The 14,637-nt window shown below is 39.9% G+C and carries 13 protein-coding genes; 12 read left to right on the plus strand and 1 reads right to left on the minus strand.

Features of this window, described 5'->3' with window-relative positions:
- The first annotated feature begins 86 nt into the window (after nt 1–86).
- Both gltX and FXF36_RS11615 read left to right on the plus strand, forming a co-directional pair.
- Nucleotides 87–1,535 carry a glutamate--tRNA ligase gene (gene gltX / locus FXF36_RS11610; RefSeq protein WP_151624260.1) on the plus strand — a complete coding sequence of 483 codons (1,449 nt, stop codon included), beginning with the start codon at nt 87–89 and terminating at the stop codon, nt 1,533–1,535.
- A gap of 64 nt (nt 1,536–1,599) precedes the next feature.
- A complete protein-coding gene (locus FXF36_RS11615; RefSeq protein ID WP_151624262.1) occupies nt 1,600–3,405 on the plus strand; it encodes an ATP-dependent helicase in 1,806 nt (601 codons plus the stop codon).
- 9 nt (nt 3,406–3,414) lie between these two features.
- On the opposite strand, the gene FXF36_RS11620 is transcribed toward FXF36_RS11615, so the two are convergent.
- Nucleotides 3,415–3,723 carry a DUF1292 domain-containing protein gene (locus FXF36_RS11620; RefSeq protein WP_151624264.1) on the minus strand — a complete coding sequence of 103 codons (309 nt, stop codon included), beginning with the start codon at nt 3,721–3,723 and terminating at the stop codon, nt 3,415–3,417.
- Nucleotides 3,724–3,852: 129 nt separating this feature from the next.
- Here FXF36_RS11620 and FXF36_RS11625 point away from each other — a divergent pair, with 129 nt between their 5' ends.
- From FXF36_RS11625 to fliE, 10 genes are all read left to right on the plus strand, one after another.
- The gene (locus FXF36_RS11625; RefSeq protein WP_167511377.1) at nt 3,853–5,712 is read left to right on the plus strand and encodes an alpha-amylase family glycosyl hydrolase; all 1,860 of its coding nucleotides are present in this window, start codon (nt 3,853–3,855) and stop codon (nt 5,710–5,712) included.
- 17 nt (nt 5,713–5,729) lie between these two features.
- Entirely contained in the window at nt 5,730–6,263 is a 534-nt protein-coding gene (locus FXF36_RS11630; RefSeq protein WP_174819748.1) for a DUF5662 family protein, read from the plus strand.
- Between the two features lie 14 nt (nt 6,264–6,277).
- On the plus strand, nt 6,278–7,285 hold the full coding sequence (trpS, locus tag FXF36_RS11635) for a tryptophan--tRNA ligase (protein ID WP_151624271.1): 1,008 nt from the start codon (nt 6,278–6,280) through the stop codon (nt 7,283–7,285).
- Nucleotides 7,286–7,372: 87 nt separating this feature from the next.
- Entirely contained in the window at nt 7,373–8,902 is a 1,530-nt protein-coding gene (locus FXF36_RS11640; protein WP_151624273.1) for a YifB family Mg chelatase-like AAA ATPase, read from the plus strand.
- A complete protein-coding gene (gene dprA, locus FXF36_RS11645) occupies nt 8,903–10,009 on the plus strand; it encodes a DNA-processing protein DprA (RefSeq protein WP_151624275.1) in 1,107 nt (368 codons plus the stop codon). It abuts the gene before it with no gap.
- A 110-nt stretch (nt 10,010–10,119) separates the two neighbouring features.
- Complete coding sequence (gene topA / locus FXF36_RS11650; protein ID WP_151624277.1) at nt 10,120–12,195, plus strand: type I DNA topoisomerase; 2,076 nt, start codon at nt 10,120–10,122, stop codon at nt 12,193–12,195.
- Between the two features lie 203 nt (nt 12,196–12,398).
- Nucleotides 12,399–13,175: a GTP-sensing pleiotropic transcriptional regulator CodY gene (codY, locus tag FXF36_RS11655; protein ID WP_151624279.1), complete on the plus strand. Its 777-nt coding sequence runs from the start codon at nt 12,399–12,401 to the stop codon at nt 13,173–13,175.
- 179 nt (nt 13,176–13,354) lie between these two features.
- Nucleotides 13,355–13,753 carry a flagellar basal body rod protein FlgB gene (gene flgB, locus FXF36_RS11660; protein WP_151624280.1) on the plus strand — a complete coding sequence of 133 codons (399 nt, stop codon included), beginning with the start codon at nt 13,355–13,357 and terminating at the stop codon, nt 13,751–13,753.
- A 23-nt stretch (nt 13,754–13,776) separates the two neighbouring features.
- Complete coding sequence (flgC, locus tag FXF36_RS11665; protein WP_151624282.1) at nt 13,777–14,232, plus strand: flagellar basal body rod protein FlgC; 456 nt, start codon at nt 13,777–13,779, stop codon at nt 14,230–14,232.
- A 40-nt stretch (nt 14,233–14,272) separates the two neighbouring features.
- Nucleotides 14,273–14,581 (plus strand): flagellar hook-basal body complex protein FliE, encoded by a 309-nt coding sequence (gene fliE / locus FXF36_RS11670; RefSeq protein WP_151624284.1) that lies wholly within the window; start codon nt 14,273–14,275, stop codon nt 14,579–14,581.
- Nucleotides 14,582–14,637: the final 56 nt, after the last annotated feature.

The raw sequence follows: 14,637 nt of genomic DNA on the forward strand, positions 1-14,637 counted from the left end.
TTAATTTTTGGTATAGAATGATTAAGGACTGCGGTTTTCACAGTCCTTAACTTTGTATTTAATAAATGGTATGAGAGGAAATATAAATGAGTAAAGTAAGAACACGTTTCGCACCATCACCAACTGGTCGTATGCACGTTGGTAATCTTCGTACAGCTCTTTATGCGTACTTAGTTGCAAAGCATGAGGGAGGAGATTTCCTTCTTAGAATCGAGGATACTGATCAGGAGCGTCTTGTTGAGGGTGCCGTTGATATTATCTATAGAACACTTGCAGCTACAGGCCTTATTCATGATGAAGGTCCAGATAAGGACAAGGGTGTTGGTCCTTACGTTCAGTCTGAGCGTCAGGCGCAGGGCATCTATCTTGAATATGCTAAGAAGCTTATCGAAAAAGGTGAGGCATATTACTGCTTCTGTGATGATGAGCGTCTTGCAGAGTGCAAGCAGGTCATCGGTGACAAAGAAATCCATATTTATGACAAGCATTGCCTTAGCCTTTCAAAGGAGGAAATTGAGGCAAATCTTGCAGCTGGAAAGCCTTATGTTATCCGTCAGAACAATCCACGTACAGGCACAACTACATTCGTAGATGAGCTTTACGGAGAGATTACAGTAGAGAATGCAGAGCTTGATGATATGATTCTTATCAAGTCTGATGGATATCCTACATACAATTTCGCAAACGTAGTAGATGATCATCTTATGGGCATCACACACGTTGTTCGTGGTAATGAGTACATTTCTTCATCACCAAAGTACAATCGTCTTTACGAGGCATTTGGTTGGGAAGTACCTAAGTACATCCACTGCCCACTTATCACAAATGAGGAGCACCAGAAGCTTTCTAAGCGTTCAGGACACTCTTCATATGAGGATCTTATCGAGCAGGGCTTCCTTACAGAGGCTGTTGTTAACTTTGTAGCTCTTCTTGGATGGTCTCCAGAGAATGACAACGAGATTTTCTCACTTGAGGAGCTTGTTAAGGAATTTGATTATCATCGTATTTCAAAGTCTCCAGCTGTATTCGATATCACAAAGCTTAAGTGGATGAACGGCGAGTACATGAAGGCTATGGACTTTGATAAGTTCTACGAGATGGCTGAGCCATATCTTAAGGAATATATCAAGGGCGACTATGACCTTAAGAAGATTGCAAAGATGGTTCAGACTCGTATCGAGGTATTCCCAGATATCAAGGATCATGTTGATTTCTTCGATGCAGTACCAGAGTACGACAGTGCAATGTATACTCACAAGAAAATGAAGACAAACGAGGAGTCTAGCTTGGCAGTTCTCAAGGAGCTTTTACCAGTTCTTGAGGCTCAGGATGACTACTCAAATGATGCTCTTTATGCACTTCTTTCAGGATTTGCTACAGAGCATGAATACAAGAATGGATACGTTCTCTGGCCAGTACGTACAGCTGTTTCAGGTAAACAGATGACTCCTGGCGGTGCAACAGAGTTGATGGAAATCCTTGGCAAGGAAGAGTCTATCAAGCGTATCAAGGCAGCAATTGAAAAGCTTTCTTAATAGCTTTTAGAATTAAATATTTGCGGCGTTCTGGTGGCTGACCATGAATATATAAGCATTACTTATGAATCTTAATGCGAGTCAAAGGCAGGCTGTTCTCCATAAGGAGGGACCCTGCCTTGTTATTGCAGGCCCAGGTAGTGGGAAAACTGCAGTTCTAACTCAGAGAGTTAATGAGCTTATTAATTCAGGTGTATCAGCCTCAGAAATCTTGGTAATTACCTTTACCAAGGCAGCTGCAATTGAAATGAAGGAACGTTTCAATAGGTTATCTGAGGATATTAAACCCGTAACCTTTGGAACGTTCCATTCTTTATTTTGGGGCATTCTTCAAAAAGAGATGGGATATAAAGCCAGTGATATTATCATGGGGCAACAGAAGAACAGACTTCTTAAGGAGGCAATCGCACTTGCAAAAATAGACAAGGATGATACAGCTCTGGTAAATGCATATATTGCGGAGCTTTCTTCTCTAAATAACGGGATGGTTAATATTGAAAGCTATCAGCCTAAATTTGTGGACGCTGGAAAATTGAAGGCATTTGTAAGAGCTTACGATTTTCTAAAAACAAAATATCATGTGATTGATTTTGATGATATGCTTCTAAAGGCGTATACATTGTTTAGGAAAAAGCCTGAGGTTCTTGAAAAATGGCAGCAGCGTTTTTCTTATTTTCTTGTTGATGAAATGCAGGATATGAATGATCTTCAGTTTGAACTTATCAGAATGCTTAGCGAAAGGACAAGAAATCTCTTCTGTGTTGGGGACGATGACCAGTCAATCTACGGTTTCAGAGGATCAAATCCGAAGATAATGAGGGATTTTATGGATTTCTATAGTGACGCCGCTCAGATATTACTTAATTATAATTACAGGAATCCATCCAATGTGGTGAAGGCTGCATGCAATCTGATAGGGAAAAATGGAAATCGATTTGCTAAAAACATTAACAGTACGGCGCCTGAGGGTAATATTAAAATAATTGAAAAGCAATCGCCGATGGAAGAGGCGGCAGAAATTGTTGCAGAGCTTAAATCACTTAAAGCAAATGGCTGTCCCTATGATGAAATTGCTGTATTATACAGGAATCATACGGATGCCAGGTACCTGGTGGATATGCTGGTGTCAGAACATCTTCCCTTTTATCTGAAGGAACAGATGCCCAACGTCTATTCTCATTTTATTATTGCGGATATAGAGTGCTATTTTCAGATAGCAATTGGAAATGCAACCAAGGCGAGGCTTATTGGGATAATCAATCGCCCAAATAGATTCATTCACAGGCAATGTATTGAAAATGGTATAACAAAATCATCAATGATGGCTTTCTACACTATAAATCCATCGAATCAGAGGATGGTAGAGGCTTTTTGGGCTGATATTGCATTGATTTCTAGGATGTCTCCTGTGGCGGCAATTAATTACATCAGAAAGGTTGTTGGCTATGATAAATTTTTGGTTCAGGAAGCTATGAAAAACGAAACTGATGTTAATGAATACTATGAAATAATGGATTTTGTATTGGAAATTTTTAAGGATTGCAGGACTATAAAGCAGGCTATTGATAAGCTAAATATGTTGAAGCTTAAAATTGATTATGAGAATAAGAATAGGGTAGTGGATAAAGGTGGAAAGATTGGACTTTATACCCTGCATTCCAGCAAGGGGTTGGAATTTGAAAATGTATTTATCCTTTCCTGCAATGATGGAGTTATTCCGACTAATAAGGTTGAAACAAGAGAGGATTTGGAGGCAGAGCGAAGATTATTTTATGTAGGAATAACAAGATGCAAACGAAATCTTTATCTGACCTATAACAATAAAAAAAATCGGGACAAGTCCCGATTTTTAGATGAATTGAAGCTTTAGAGGCTTTGGCTACTCGCCAAAGTCCTCCTCGCAGATTTCATCGAAGCGCTTTGATACTGCCTCGTATTCCTCGTCAGAATCAATGTTGTCAAGGGATGGAGCACCATTCTCATCCTCGAAGTAGCGATAGATGTATACCTCGCCATCTTCATTTGGCTCACCCTTGTCATCAAGTGGAAGAAGTACAATATAGTCCTGCTCATTCACATCAAAGATTGTGAGAATCTCGCAGGTTACTTCTGTACCATCATCTAAATTTAATGTAACAACGACATCATCGTCTTCGTTATCAACTGGAAATACCTGATTTTCGTCCATTTTTTACTCCTTTAAAGATAATATTTGTTTAGAACTTGCCCTTATGATATAATTCATCAATGGTTATGTCTAGTAATTTCTTAAATTTTAGGCGAATTTGTACACTATACTTATAAGATGGGGCTTTTTATGAACATTTCAAGAGGAGATTTTAGGGAATTTGGTCCACGAATCAGTGGAAGAGAAACGGTTATATTCACTTTTTCCGTGGAACCTGGTTCAGAAAAAATCTCTATCATTTTATTTGATAAATCCACTAAGAAACAGATTTCTTTAATAGAGCTTTCAAAGGATTATTCCGTTGGCAGAGTTTATTCTGTTCAGGTATCTGGCATTAATCCTGACAATGTTTGCTATCTCTTTAAGGTTGATGGCAAGTTTTTCGTTGATCCATTTGCCACTGCAATTGTAGGCAGAGACAAGTGGGGTGATGTTTCAGGAAGAGAGAAGCAGCAGTTTAGGGTTTATTCTGGTATTGCTCATATTGAAAAGGATTGGAAGGATGCTCGGGTTAAAATTGCACCATCCGATATGGTTTTATACAAGCTTCACATGAGAGGCTTTACAGCTGGATTTTCAATGTCTGAGTCAAAGATAGGATGCTATAAGGGGCTCTTGTCGAAGGTTCCTTATTTGAAGAAGCTTGGAGTTACAAGTCTTGAACTTATGCCTCTTTATGATTTTGAGGAGCTTTTCCTTGAGGCAAAATCCAATATTTCACCGAAGGGTAAAATCACTCAGGTGATGGAATATACCGGAAAGAATAATTATTGGGGCTTCGGTGAGGCAAACTATTTCGCGCCAAAGGCATCTTATTTTGGAGGGGCAGACAACACTGCTGAGGGACTCAGAGCACTTGTAAGCTCACTTCATTCAAAGGGCTTTGAAATCATTATGGAGATGGCATTTTTTGTTGAAACTTCAGCAGATATCCAACTTGAATGTTTGAAATACTATGTTAAGTATTTCCACATAGATGGATTCCATATTGTAGGCTGCAATGCGCCAATTGAGCGAATTGCAGAGGAACCATTCCTTGCAGATACCAAAATCTTCTATGAGTTTATTCCAGAGGAGATTCTTTGCAATGAAAAGGGCAGAAAGCATCTGTTTATTTACAATGATTCCTTTATGAATGTGACACGTCAGATTCAAAATCACATGAATGGCAGCATGGTGCAGTTTGCTAACCACATGCGAAGACAGAATTCGGCATACGGTTTTGTTAATTATATGGCAAATGTCAATGGTTTTTCCCTTTGGGATTCCTACGCTTACGGCGAGAAGCATAATTATGATAATGGCGAGGACAATAAGGACGGCACCAACAATAATTATTCCTTTAATTATGGTATTGAAGGAAAGACTACTAACAAGACTATAAATGCCAACCGCTTCAGGGAGATGAGAAATGCTTTTACAGCACTCATGATGTCCCAGAGTGTGCCTCTATTTGTGGCAGCAGATGAGATGGCGGCTACACATTTTGGTAATAATAATCCTTACTGTCAGGACAATAAGGCTGGTTATACAGTTTTTTCAAAGAACAAGAGCAAGACTACTTTACAGAATTTTGTCAGTCAGTTGGTAGAGTTCAGAAAGAACCATAAGTGCCTCAGAACCGAGACTCCATTTCTTATGAATGATTATAAGCATCTTGGCCTACCTGATATGTCATTCCATGGTTCAGAGCCTTGGATGATGAGTATCGGTGAGGAGCAGAAGGCACTTGGGGTTTTATATAATGGCGCATATGCCAAGGAAACAGAGGATGTTTTCGTTTGCTACAATTTCCACTATGACAGCGTGGATATGGCATTACCTTTGCTTGCGCCTGGAAAACGATGGCGTCTCTGTTTTAATACAGCTGAATACACTGATAAGAGTGATTTCGCACCGAAGCCTATTCATGACCAGCAATCAATTAAGGTTCCTGGCAGCTCCATCAGCGTGCTGGTAGGTATCAAAGTAGATAGAAATAAGGCTTAGGAGTAATAGACGGAATAATGAAGGCTTGGGAACATTTAAAAACAATAAATCATCATAGACGTTTAGTTAGAAAAGGCTGCTTTGCAGTAGGACTTTACTGGCAGGGCCTGACTCACGATCTTTCAAAATATTCATGGGTAGAATTTTCTGTAGGCGCAAAATACTTCCAGGGCGATAAAAGCCCAAACAATGCGGAACGTGCAGCTACGGGTGTATCCATGGCCTGGCTTCACCACAAGGGAAGAAACAAGCATCACTTTGAATACTGGATTGACTATGGACTTGATGAGCATCATGGTATGACTGGCATGGAGATGCCAGTGCGATACGTGGTTGAGATGTATTGTGACAGGGTAGCAGCCTGCAAAACCTATCAGAAGGAAAAATATACCGATGCCAGTGCTCTTAAATATTTCGAGCATGGCAAGGCAAAATACATGATGAACGAGAACACCAAAAAGCTTTTGGAGGATATGCTCACTCATTTGGCTGAGCATGGTGAGGAAGCTACAAACGACTACATTAGACGAGAAATATTAAAGAATAAGTAATTGGAGATTATGTAATGGAAAAGGAAAGAAAAGTTTTATATTCAGGTATGCAGGCTACAGGCAAGCTTACCATTGGAAATTATATTGGAGCCCTTAAGAACTGGGTTAATTTACATGAGGAGTACGACTGCTTCTTTGGCGTTATGGATTTACATTCACTTACGGTTCGCCAGAATCCTACAGAGTTCAAGCAGAATGCTCGCCGTATCTACACACAGTATGTAGCTGCAGGTCTTGATCCAAAGAAGAACTGCATTTATTTCCAGTCACATGTGCCAGCACATGCTGAGCTTGGCTGGGTTCTTGACTGCTTTACCTACATGGGAGAGCTTAATAGAATGACACAGTTCAAGGACAAGTCTGCAAAGCACGCGGATAATATCAATGCAGGTCTTTTTACATATCCAGCATTAATGGCAGCAGATATTCTTCTTTATCAGGCAGACCTTGTGCCAATCGGCGCAGATCAGAAGCAGCACCTTGAGATTTGTCGTGACGTTGCAGAGCGTTTTAACAATATTTACGGTGATGTCTTCACTATTCCTGAGGGCTATTTCCCTAAGGCTGGTGCAAGAATTATGTCGTTGGCAGAGCCTACTAAGAAGATGTCAAAGTCTGATGAAAATGTTAATGCAACAATTTATCTTGTTGATGATAGAGACACAATCATTCGCAAGTTCAAGAAGGCTGTTACAGATTCAGATGCTGAGGTTCGTTATGATGTAGAGAACAAGCCAGGTGTTTCAAATCTTATGGAAATCTACGGTGTAGTTACTGGAAAGTCTATGGAAGAAGTTGAGCGTGAGTTCGACGGCAAGGGCTATGGAGATTTCAAGCTTGCAGTTGGAGAGTCAGTTGCAGATCTTCTTGATCCATTCCATGTTCGCTGTGCTGAGCTTGAGCAGGATAAGACTTATATCAACGAGTGCATCAAGGAAAATGCTGAGAAGGCTTCTTATTTCGCTAATAAGACACTTCGCAAGGTTCACAAGAAGCTTGGTCTTACAGAGCGAATCAGATAATTTTTTATATTGTATTTTAGGCAGGAGCGTGTTAATATAGCTCCTGTCTTTTTCTTTATATTCAAACTTAATCCCTAAGGAGATTAATTGTATAGTATTGTAAATACCGCTACCATTTTCGGTATCGACTCTAAAATTATATCTGTGGAAGCAGATATTTCTGAAGGTATGCCCATTTTTGAGATGGTGGGATATCTTTCATCAGAGGTAAAGGAGGCCAAGGAGCGCGTTCGAGCTGCGCTGAAAAACGAGGGCTATGCTTTACCAATCAAACGAATCACAGTAAATTTATCACCAGCCAGCATAAGAAAGACCGGGGCAGGCTTTGATTTGCCTATTGCAGTAGCTATATTATCGGCCATAGACATAATTAAACACGAAGACCTGTCATCTATATGCCTTTTGGGAGAAATTGGCTTAGACGGCAAAATTCAGCCTGTGAATGGTGTCCTATCAATGGTGATGGAAGCCAGAAAGAATAATCTGAAGGTTGTAATCGTTCCTAAGCAGAATTTGACTGAGGCCAGACTTGTTACTGGAATTATCACAATAGGAGTTGAGAAGCTCAAGGATGTTATTGAATTAATCAATAATGGTGTTTTTGAAATGGAAGAAAGTAAGAGTCAGCCCTCAGCGAAGCTTATTGAAAATGAATACGATTTTTCCATGATTAATGGTCAGCTAGCTTTAAGGCGTGCCTGTGAAGTTGCGATTTCTGGTATGCACAACCTTCTTATGGTAGGACCTCCTGGAGCTGGTAAATCCATGATTGCAAAGTGTATTCCGTCAATTTTGCCTTCAATGCAGGAGGATGAGCAGATGGAGCTGTCAAAGATTTATTCTGTTTCAGGAATTTTTGATGAGAGATTTGGATTAATCAAAAATAGACCATTTAGAAGTCCACACCATACAGTTTCACCACAGGGGCTTGTGGGAGGTGGACAGATTCCCCGCCCAGGAGAAATTTCACTAGCCCATGGTGGAGTGCTTTTTTTAGATGAGCTGACAGAGTTTAATAAATCAACTCTTGAGATTCTTAGACAGCCCCTTGAGGACAAAAAGATAAATATTTCCCGAGCTACGGGAAGTTTTTCTTTTCCAGCGGATTTTGTTTTGGTTGCAGCTATGAATCCATGCTCCTGCGGATATTATCCTGATTTGAATCGTTGCCACTGTTCTAAAATGTCTATACAAAGATACTTGGCAAAAATTTCTCAGCCGCTGCTTGATAGAATTGATATCTGCGTTGAGGCGCCAACCTTGAATTTTTCACAGATAACAGAAAAATCAAAGAATGAGTCATCGGAAAGCATTCGAGCTCGTGTAATTAAGGCTCACCAGCTTCAGAATGCGAGATTCGAGCCTTATGGTTTCAAATTTAACAGCCAGATTCCGAGTAATATGATTGATAAGTTTTGCCCGCTTACTGCAGAAAATGCTCAGTACATGGAAGAGATGTACAATAAGTATTCATTGACAGCAAGAACCTATCACAAGGTGCTTAGAGTGGCTCGTACAATTGCTGATATGGATGGAAGTGAGGATATACTTCTTAATCATCTCATTGAGGCTGTTACCTATAGAGGTCTGGACAAAAAATATTGGGAGGAGGGCTAGATGAATCAACAGCTATATCAATACTGGTTCATGAAAAATGAGGATATTTCCTATGGAAAAAAGCATAAGTTGCTGGAATATTTTTTCGATTCTTACCATATATATAATGCCACAAAATCTGAACTTATGGGAAGCAATCTTTTTGATGAGAAGACAGCGGATAAATTTATCCTTAATCGCAGTAAATTCGATCTAAACAAAGAACTGGAGGCTTTTTATCATACTCCATTTTCATTTATTACCATGGAGGATGAAAAGTTTCCGGAGAAGCTTCTGAATATCTATGATCCACCTTATGGCCTTTATTATCTTGGTAAGCTGCCTGATTTTAGCAGATGTATCTCTATAGTCGGAGCAAGACGCTGCAGTGCTTATGGAAAGAAAATGGCGCAGGAGTTGGGCAGAGAGCTGGCAAAGGCTGGCTTTACCATTATAAGTGGTATGGCCAGAGGTGTGGATGCTTATGGTCATAGGGGCTGTTTGGAGGCTGAGGGAACCACAGTTGCAGTGCTTGGAAGCGGCTGCGATGTGATTTATCCAACAGACAATCGTTTATTATATGAAGAAATAGCAAAAAGCGGTGCGATTCTTTCAGAATACCAAATGGGAACCTCACCATTGGCACAGAATTTCCCTCGAAGAAACCGTATAGTATCAGCACTTTCTGATATTGTGGTTGTGGTGGAGGCGAGAGAAAAATCTGGTTCACTAATCACAGCTGATTTTGCCTTAGAGCAGGGAAAGGATATCTTCGTTGTGCCAGGTCGTGTTGGGGATTCTCTTTCTACAGGTTGCAACAAATTGCTGTCACAGGGGGCAGGGGTTATATGGTCCACAGAAAACTTTTTAAAGGATTTGTCTACACTTTATGGTTCACCCGTTTCTTCTATTGAAAATAAAAACGAAAAGAAAAATGTCCGTCCAACACTTACGAAGGAGCAGAGAACTGTATACAATCTGTTTGATTTGTATCCTAAAAGCCTATCTGAAGTTTTGGAAGAAAGTCGTATGGATTATCTTAAGCTTTTGTCGGAGGTGCTAGCACTGGAGCGCATGGGACTTCTATGTGAACTTTTCAAAAACAATTACGTCAAACAGGAAACATAAAGGTGAATGTTCTGTCAATAATTAAAATTTTCCTTGAAAATAGAAAATTAATGTTGTATAGTGAGTAACGTTTCTACTTAAAATAATTATATTGGAGATGATAATTTTATATGGCTAAAAATCTTGTTATCGTAGAGTCGCCAGCTAAGGTGCATACTATAAAGAAATTTTTAGGAAGCAACTACGAGGTTATGGCTTCGCAGGGACACGTACGTGACATGCCTAAATCTCAGCTTGGTTTTGACCCAGAAAATGATTTTGAACCTAAATATATTACTATTCGAGGAAAAGGCGAGTTGCTTGCAGCACTTCGCAAGGAAGTAAAAAAGGCAGATAAGATTTATCTCGCAACTGATCCCGACCGTGAGGGGGAAGCTATTTCTTGGCATCTGACTCACGCACTTAATTTACAAGATAAGAAGGTTTATCGTATTACCTTCAATGAAATTACAAAGACTGCTGTTAAGAATTCTCTCAAGAATCCACGTGAAATTGACATGGATTTGGTAGATGCGCAGCAGGCCCGCCGTATGCTTGACAGAATGGTTGGTTACGAGATTTCACCACTTCTTTGGGCAAAGGTAAAGAGAGGTCTTTCAGCTGGACGTGTTCAGTCTGTAGCTCTTCGTATTATCTGCGACCGCGAGAAGGAAATTGATCAATTTATTCCTCAGGAATACTACACACTGGATGTTTTGCTTGATACACCAGGAGCTAAGAAACCTATCGTTGCGAAATATTACGGTGATAAAACAGGAAAGAAGGATATTTCTGACAAGGAAAGTCTTGATAAGATAATGGCAGAGCTTAAGGGAGCAGATTTTTCTATCGGCTCAATTAAGCGCGGCAAACGTGAAAAGAAGGCACCACTTCCTTTTACAACTTCAACGATGCAACAGGAAGCTTCAAAGGCTTTGAATTTTTCAATTCAAAAGACCATGAGCGTTGCACAGCAGCTTTATGAAGGTGTTAGTGTAAAAGGCCATGGAACAATCGGTTTGATTACTTATCTTCGTACTGATTCAACCCGTGTTTCTGATGAGGCAAGAGCAGCAGCTGAGAGCTTCATCACAGGCAATTACGGAGAGAATTATCTTTCTGCTCCAGTTAATTCTGGAAAGAAGAATTCAGGCAAGGTTCAGGATGCTCACGAGGCAATTCGTCCTGCAAATATCGAGTTGATTCCATCAGAGATTAAGGATAGCCTTACACGTGACCAGTTTAGACTTTATCAGCTTGTATGGAAGCGTTTTGTTGCAAGCCAGATGGCAAATGCAATTTACGATACAATTTCACTTAATGTACAGGCCAAGGATCAGGTATTTACAGCATCTGAGTCAGCTATTAATTTCGATGGCTTCATGATGATTTATACAGCAGCTGATGATGAGGAGGAGTCAAAGACTCATCCACTTGCAAAGCTTGCAGAGGATACAAAGCTTAGCTTTAACAGCTTTGAGGAGAAGCAGCACTTTACACAGCCTTCACCTCATTTTACTGAGGCTTCACTTGTTAAGACTCTAGAGGAGCTTGGAATTGGTAGACCAAGTACTTACTCGCCTACAATCACAACTCTTCTCAAGAGACATTACATCACAAAGGAAGCTAAGAACATTTTCGTTACTGAGCTTGGTGAGGTAGTCAACTCAATCATGGTTGATTCCTTCCCAATCATTGTAGATGATAAATTTACTGCAAACCTTGAGCTTCTTCTTGATGGAGTAGAAGAAGGTACTGTTGAATGGAAGTCTGTTGTTAGAAACTTCTATCCAGACCTTGAAAAGGCAGTAAAGGTAGCAGAGGAAGAGCTTGCAAAGATTGAGATTCATGATGAGGTTACTGATGTAATCTGTGAGGAATGCGGACGTAACATGGTAATCAAGTTTGGCCCACACGGTAAGTTCCTTGCCTGTCCAGGCTTCCCAGATTGCCGTAATACAAAACCATTCCTTGAGAAGATTGGAGTTCCTTGTCCTAAATGTGGCGGTGATGTTGTTATCAGAAAGTCACAGAAGGGCAGAAAGTTCTTTGGCTGCGCAAATCATCCAGACTGCGATTTCATCAGCTGGTCAAGACCTACCACAGAGAAATGTCCTAAGTGTGGTACTTACATGGTTGAAAAGGGCAACAAGCTCGTTTGCGCCAACGACGATTGTCGTTTTGTAAAGAGTCAGAACGATAATTAACAAATTTGTAGCAAAATCAGAAAGAATTCAGATATTTATTGTAATTTGTTTGAATTGGTGCTATAATCACAACTATTCACAACTAAATCATTATTACTAGTTATTCACGGCGTGTTAAATGTATTAAATATAGTTGTTCGGGGATGCAGAAGCTTGTGAAAAATTTGATTCTTTGTTTTAGATTTAGGAGGAATAAAAATTAAATGAGTGTACAGTTATTAGACAAGACAAGAAAAATTGGAAAGCTTCTTCACAATAACAATTCTTCGAAGGTAGTTTTTAATGATATTTGTTCTGTATTAACAGAGATTCTTGATTCATCAGTACTTGTTATTTCTAAGAAGGGTAAGGTGCTTGGCCTTTCTCATCTTCCAAATACAACAGAGATTGGTGAGCTTATTGTTGATGAGGTTGGCGGATTTATCGATCCACTTCTTAACGAGAGATTACTTTCAATCCTCTCTACAAAGGAGAATGTAAACCTTAAGACACTTGGCTTTGAGAAGACAGATGTTGATATGTATTCAGCAATCATTGCTCCAATCGATATCGCTGGTGAGCGTCTTGGTACACTTTTTGTATACAGATTTGACAAGCAGTATGACATCGACGACATCATTCTTACTGAGTATGGTACAACAGTAGTTGGACTTGAGATGATGCGTTCAGTAAATGAGGAGTCTGCTGAGGAAAATCGTAAGCTCCAGGTTGTTAAGAGTGCTATTTCAACCCTTTCTTATTCAGAGCTTGAAGCTATCATCCACATCTTTGACGAATTAGATGGTAATGAAGGGGTGTTGGTTGCATCAAAAATTGCCGATAGAGTAGGTATAACAAGATCAGTTATCGTAAATGCTCTTCGTAAGTTTGAGTCAGCTGGCGTCATCGAGTCACGTTCTTCAGGTATGAAGGGTACTTACATCAAAGTCCTTAACGACGTAGTATTTGATGAGCTTGACGAAATAAAGAAGAATAAGTAATTCACAGGGATATTTCGTGAATTTGATTTAAAAGGACTTAAGATACTCTTAAGTCCTTTTTGTGTACAAATTGTTAAAAAATCTCATTTTCACACAATATATAGGAAAAACGCTTTGTTTTTCAGATAACTTCTTTTATAATTCATTATATAAATTAATAATCTAGGAGGATTGTAGGTATGATTAGTTCAGATGCTTTTTCATATGTCAACTTGCTCGATATGACTGCAGATGCAAGCTATCAGCGTCAGACGCTTATTATCAATAACATAGCTAATAACGATACTCCTGGATATAAGAGACAGGATTACGAGTTTGCCAGTGTTCTAAGGAGGGAGTTGCTTGCTACTCATGAGAACAAGTTGGACAAGGCAGTGGATGTCCTTGACGATGATGGCGGACACGTAGATGGTATTGAATATACCGACTATGAGCATTATTCATATCGCTTGGATGGCAATAATGTTGATATGGATACAGAAAACGTTGAGCTTGCCTCAGAGACAATTCGTTATCAGGAGTTGATGACAAGCATTACAAACGAGTTTAGCAGGTTTAGCATGGTAACCTCAAAGTAAGCTAGCACATAGGAGGTATTGGTATGGGACTTTTTCAACCTTTTGATATTGCAGCTACTGGTATGACAGCGCAGCGATTCAGAATGGATATAATCGCTGAGAATATTGCAAATGTAAGCACAACCCGTACAGAAAACGGTGGTCCTTATCGAAGAAAGATTGTAACCTTCCAGGAAAAACAGCTAAATGCTGGTATCCCTACGTTCAAGAATATTCTGAAGGATACTCAGAAGGCTTATTATGGCAACGGTGTGAAGGTTTCAAAGGTTTCTGAGGATACTGAGACAGATTTTATTATGGAATATGATCCTTCTCATCCTGATGCTGATGAGAATGGATATGTTAGATATCCAAATGTTAATACAGTTACGGAAATGACAAACCTTATCAGTGCCAGCCGTTCCTATGAGGCTAATGTAACAGCCTTTGAAGCAATCAAAGCTATGGCACAGAGTGGTATACAGGTTGGTCAGGGCTAATAAATGGTTCTAGTTTCAGTTTTACTGCGGGGAGGTAAAAATGGCTATTACTGCGATTGAAAACTATTTGTACGGTGCAACTCCGGTTACAACCCAGCGAGAGCCACAGGTTGATGCAACACAGGGCTTTCAGAGTATGCTTGATTCTGTCATGAAGCTCATGGACGACACCAATGCCCAAATCAAGAATGCAAACCGTGAGCAGGTTGCCTTTGCACTTGGTGAAACGGATAACACACATGATTTGATGGTTGCAGAGAAGAAGGCAAATATAGCGCTGCAATACACAGTTGCAGTTCGTGACAGAGTGCTAGAGGCATACCAGCAGATTATGCAGATGCAAATTTAGCATGCTTTTTGTTAGCTGCTTTGCAGCGTAATAAAAAGTATGCTCAAAAAGTGCCC

The organism is Pseudobutyrivibrio xylanivorans (genome assembly GCF_008935055.1).
Classification (GTDB): Bacteria; Bacillota; Clostridia; order Lachnospirales; family Lachnospiraceae; genus Pseudobutyrivibrio; species Pseudobutyrivibrio xylanivorans_A.

What these genes read in the sequence shown, in the direction of transcription:
- gltX (WP_151624260.1), top strand. Translation starts at nt 87, where the DNA reads ATGAGTAAAGTAAGAACACGTTTCGCACCATCACCAACTGGTCGTATG.
- FXF36_RS11615 (WP_151624262.1), top strand. Translation starts at nt 1,600, where the DNA reads ATGAATCTTAATGCGAGTCAAAGGCAGGCTGTTCTCCATAAGGAGGGA.
- FXF36_RS11620 (WP_151624264.1), bottom strand. Translation starts at nt 3,723, where the DNA reads ATGGACGAAAATCAGGTATTTCCAGTTGATAACGAAGACGATGATGTC.
- FXF36_RS11625 (WP_167511377.1), top strand. Translation starts at nt 3,853, where the DNA reads ATGAACATTTCAAGAGGAGATTTTAGGGAATTTGGTCCACGAATCAGT.
- FXF36_RS11630 (WP_174819748.1), top strand. Translation starts at nt 5,730, where the DNA reads ATGAAGGCTTGGGAACATTTAAAAACAATAAATCATCATAGACGTTTA.
- trpS (WP_151624271.1), top strand. Translation starts at nt 6,278, where the DNA reads ATGGAAAAGGAAAGAAAAGTTTTATATTCAGGTATGCAGGCTACAGGC.
- dprA (WP_151624275.1), top strand. Translation starts at nt 8,903, where the DNA reads ATGAATCAACAGCTATATCAATACTGGTTCATGAAAAATGAGGATATT.
- topA (WP_151624277.1), top strand. Translation starts at nt 10,120, where the DNA reads ATGGCTAAAAATCTTGTTATCGTAGAGTCGCCAGCTAAGGTGCATACT.
- codY (WP_151624279.1), top strand. Translation starts at nt 12,399, where the DNA reads ATGAGTGTACAGTTATTAGACAAGACAAGAAAAATTGGAAAGCTTCTT.
- flgB (WP_151624280.1), top strand. Translation starts at nt 13,355, where the DNA reads ATGATTAGTTCAGATGCTTTTTCATATGTCAACTTGCTCGATATGACT.
- flgC (WP_151624282.1), top strand. Translation starts at nt 13,777, where the DNA reads ATGGGACTTTTTCAACCTTTTGATATTGCAGCTACTGGTATGACAGCG.
- fliE (WP_151624284.1), top strand. Translation starts at nt 14,273, where the DNA reads ATGGCTATTACTGCGATTGAAAACTATTTGTACGGTGCAACTCCGGTT.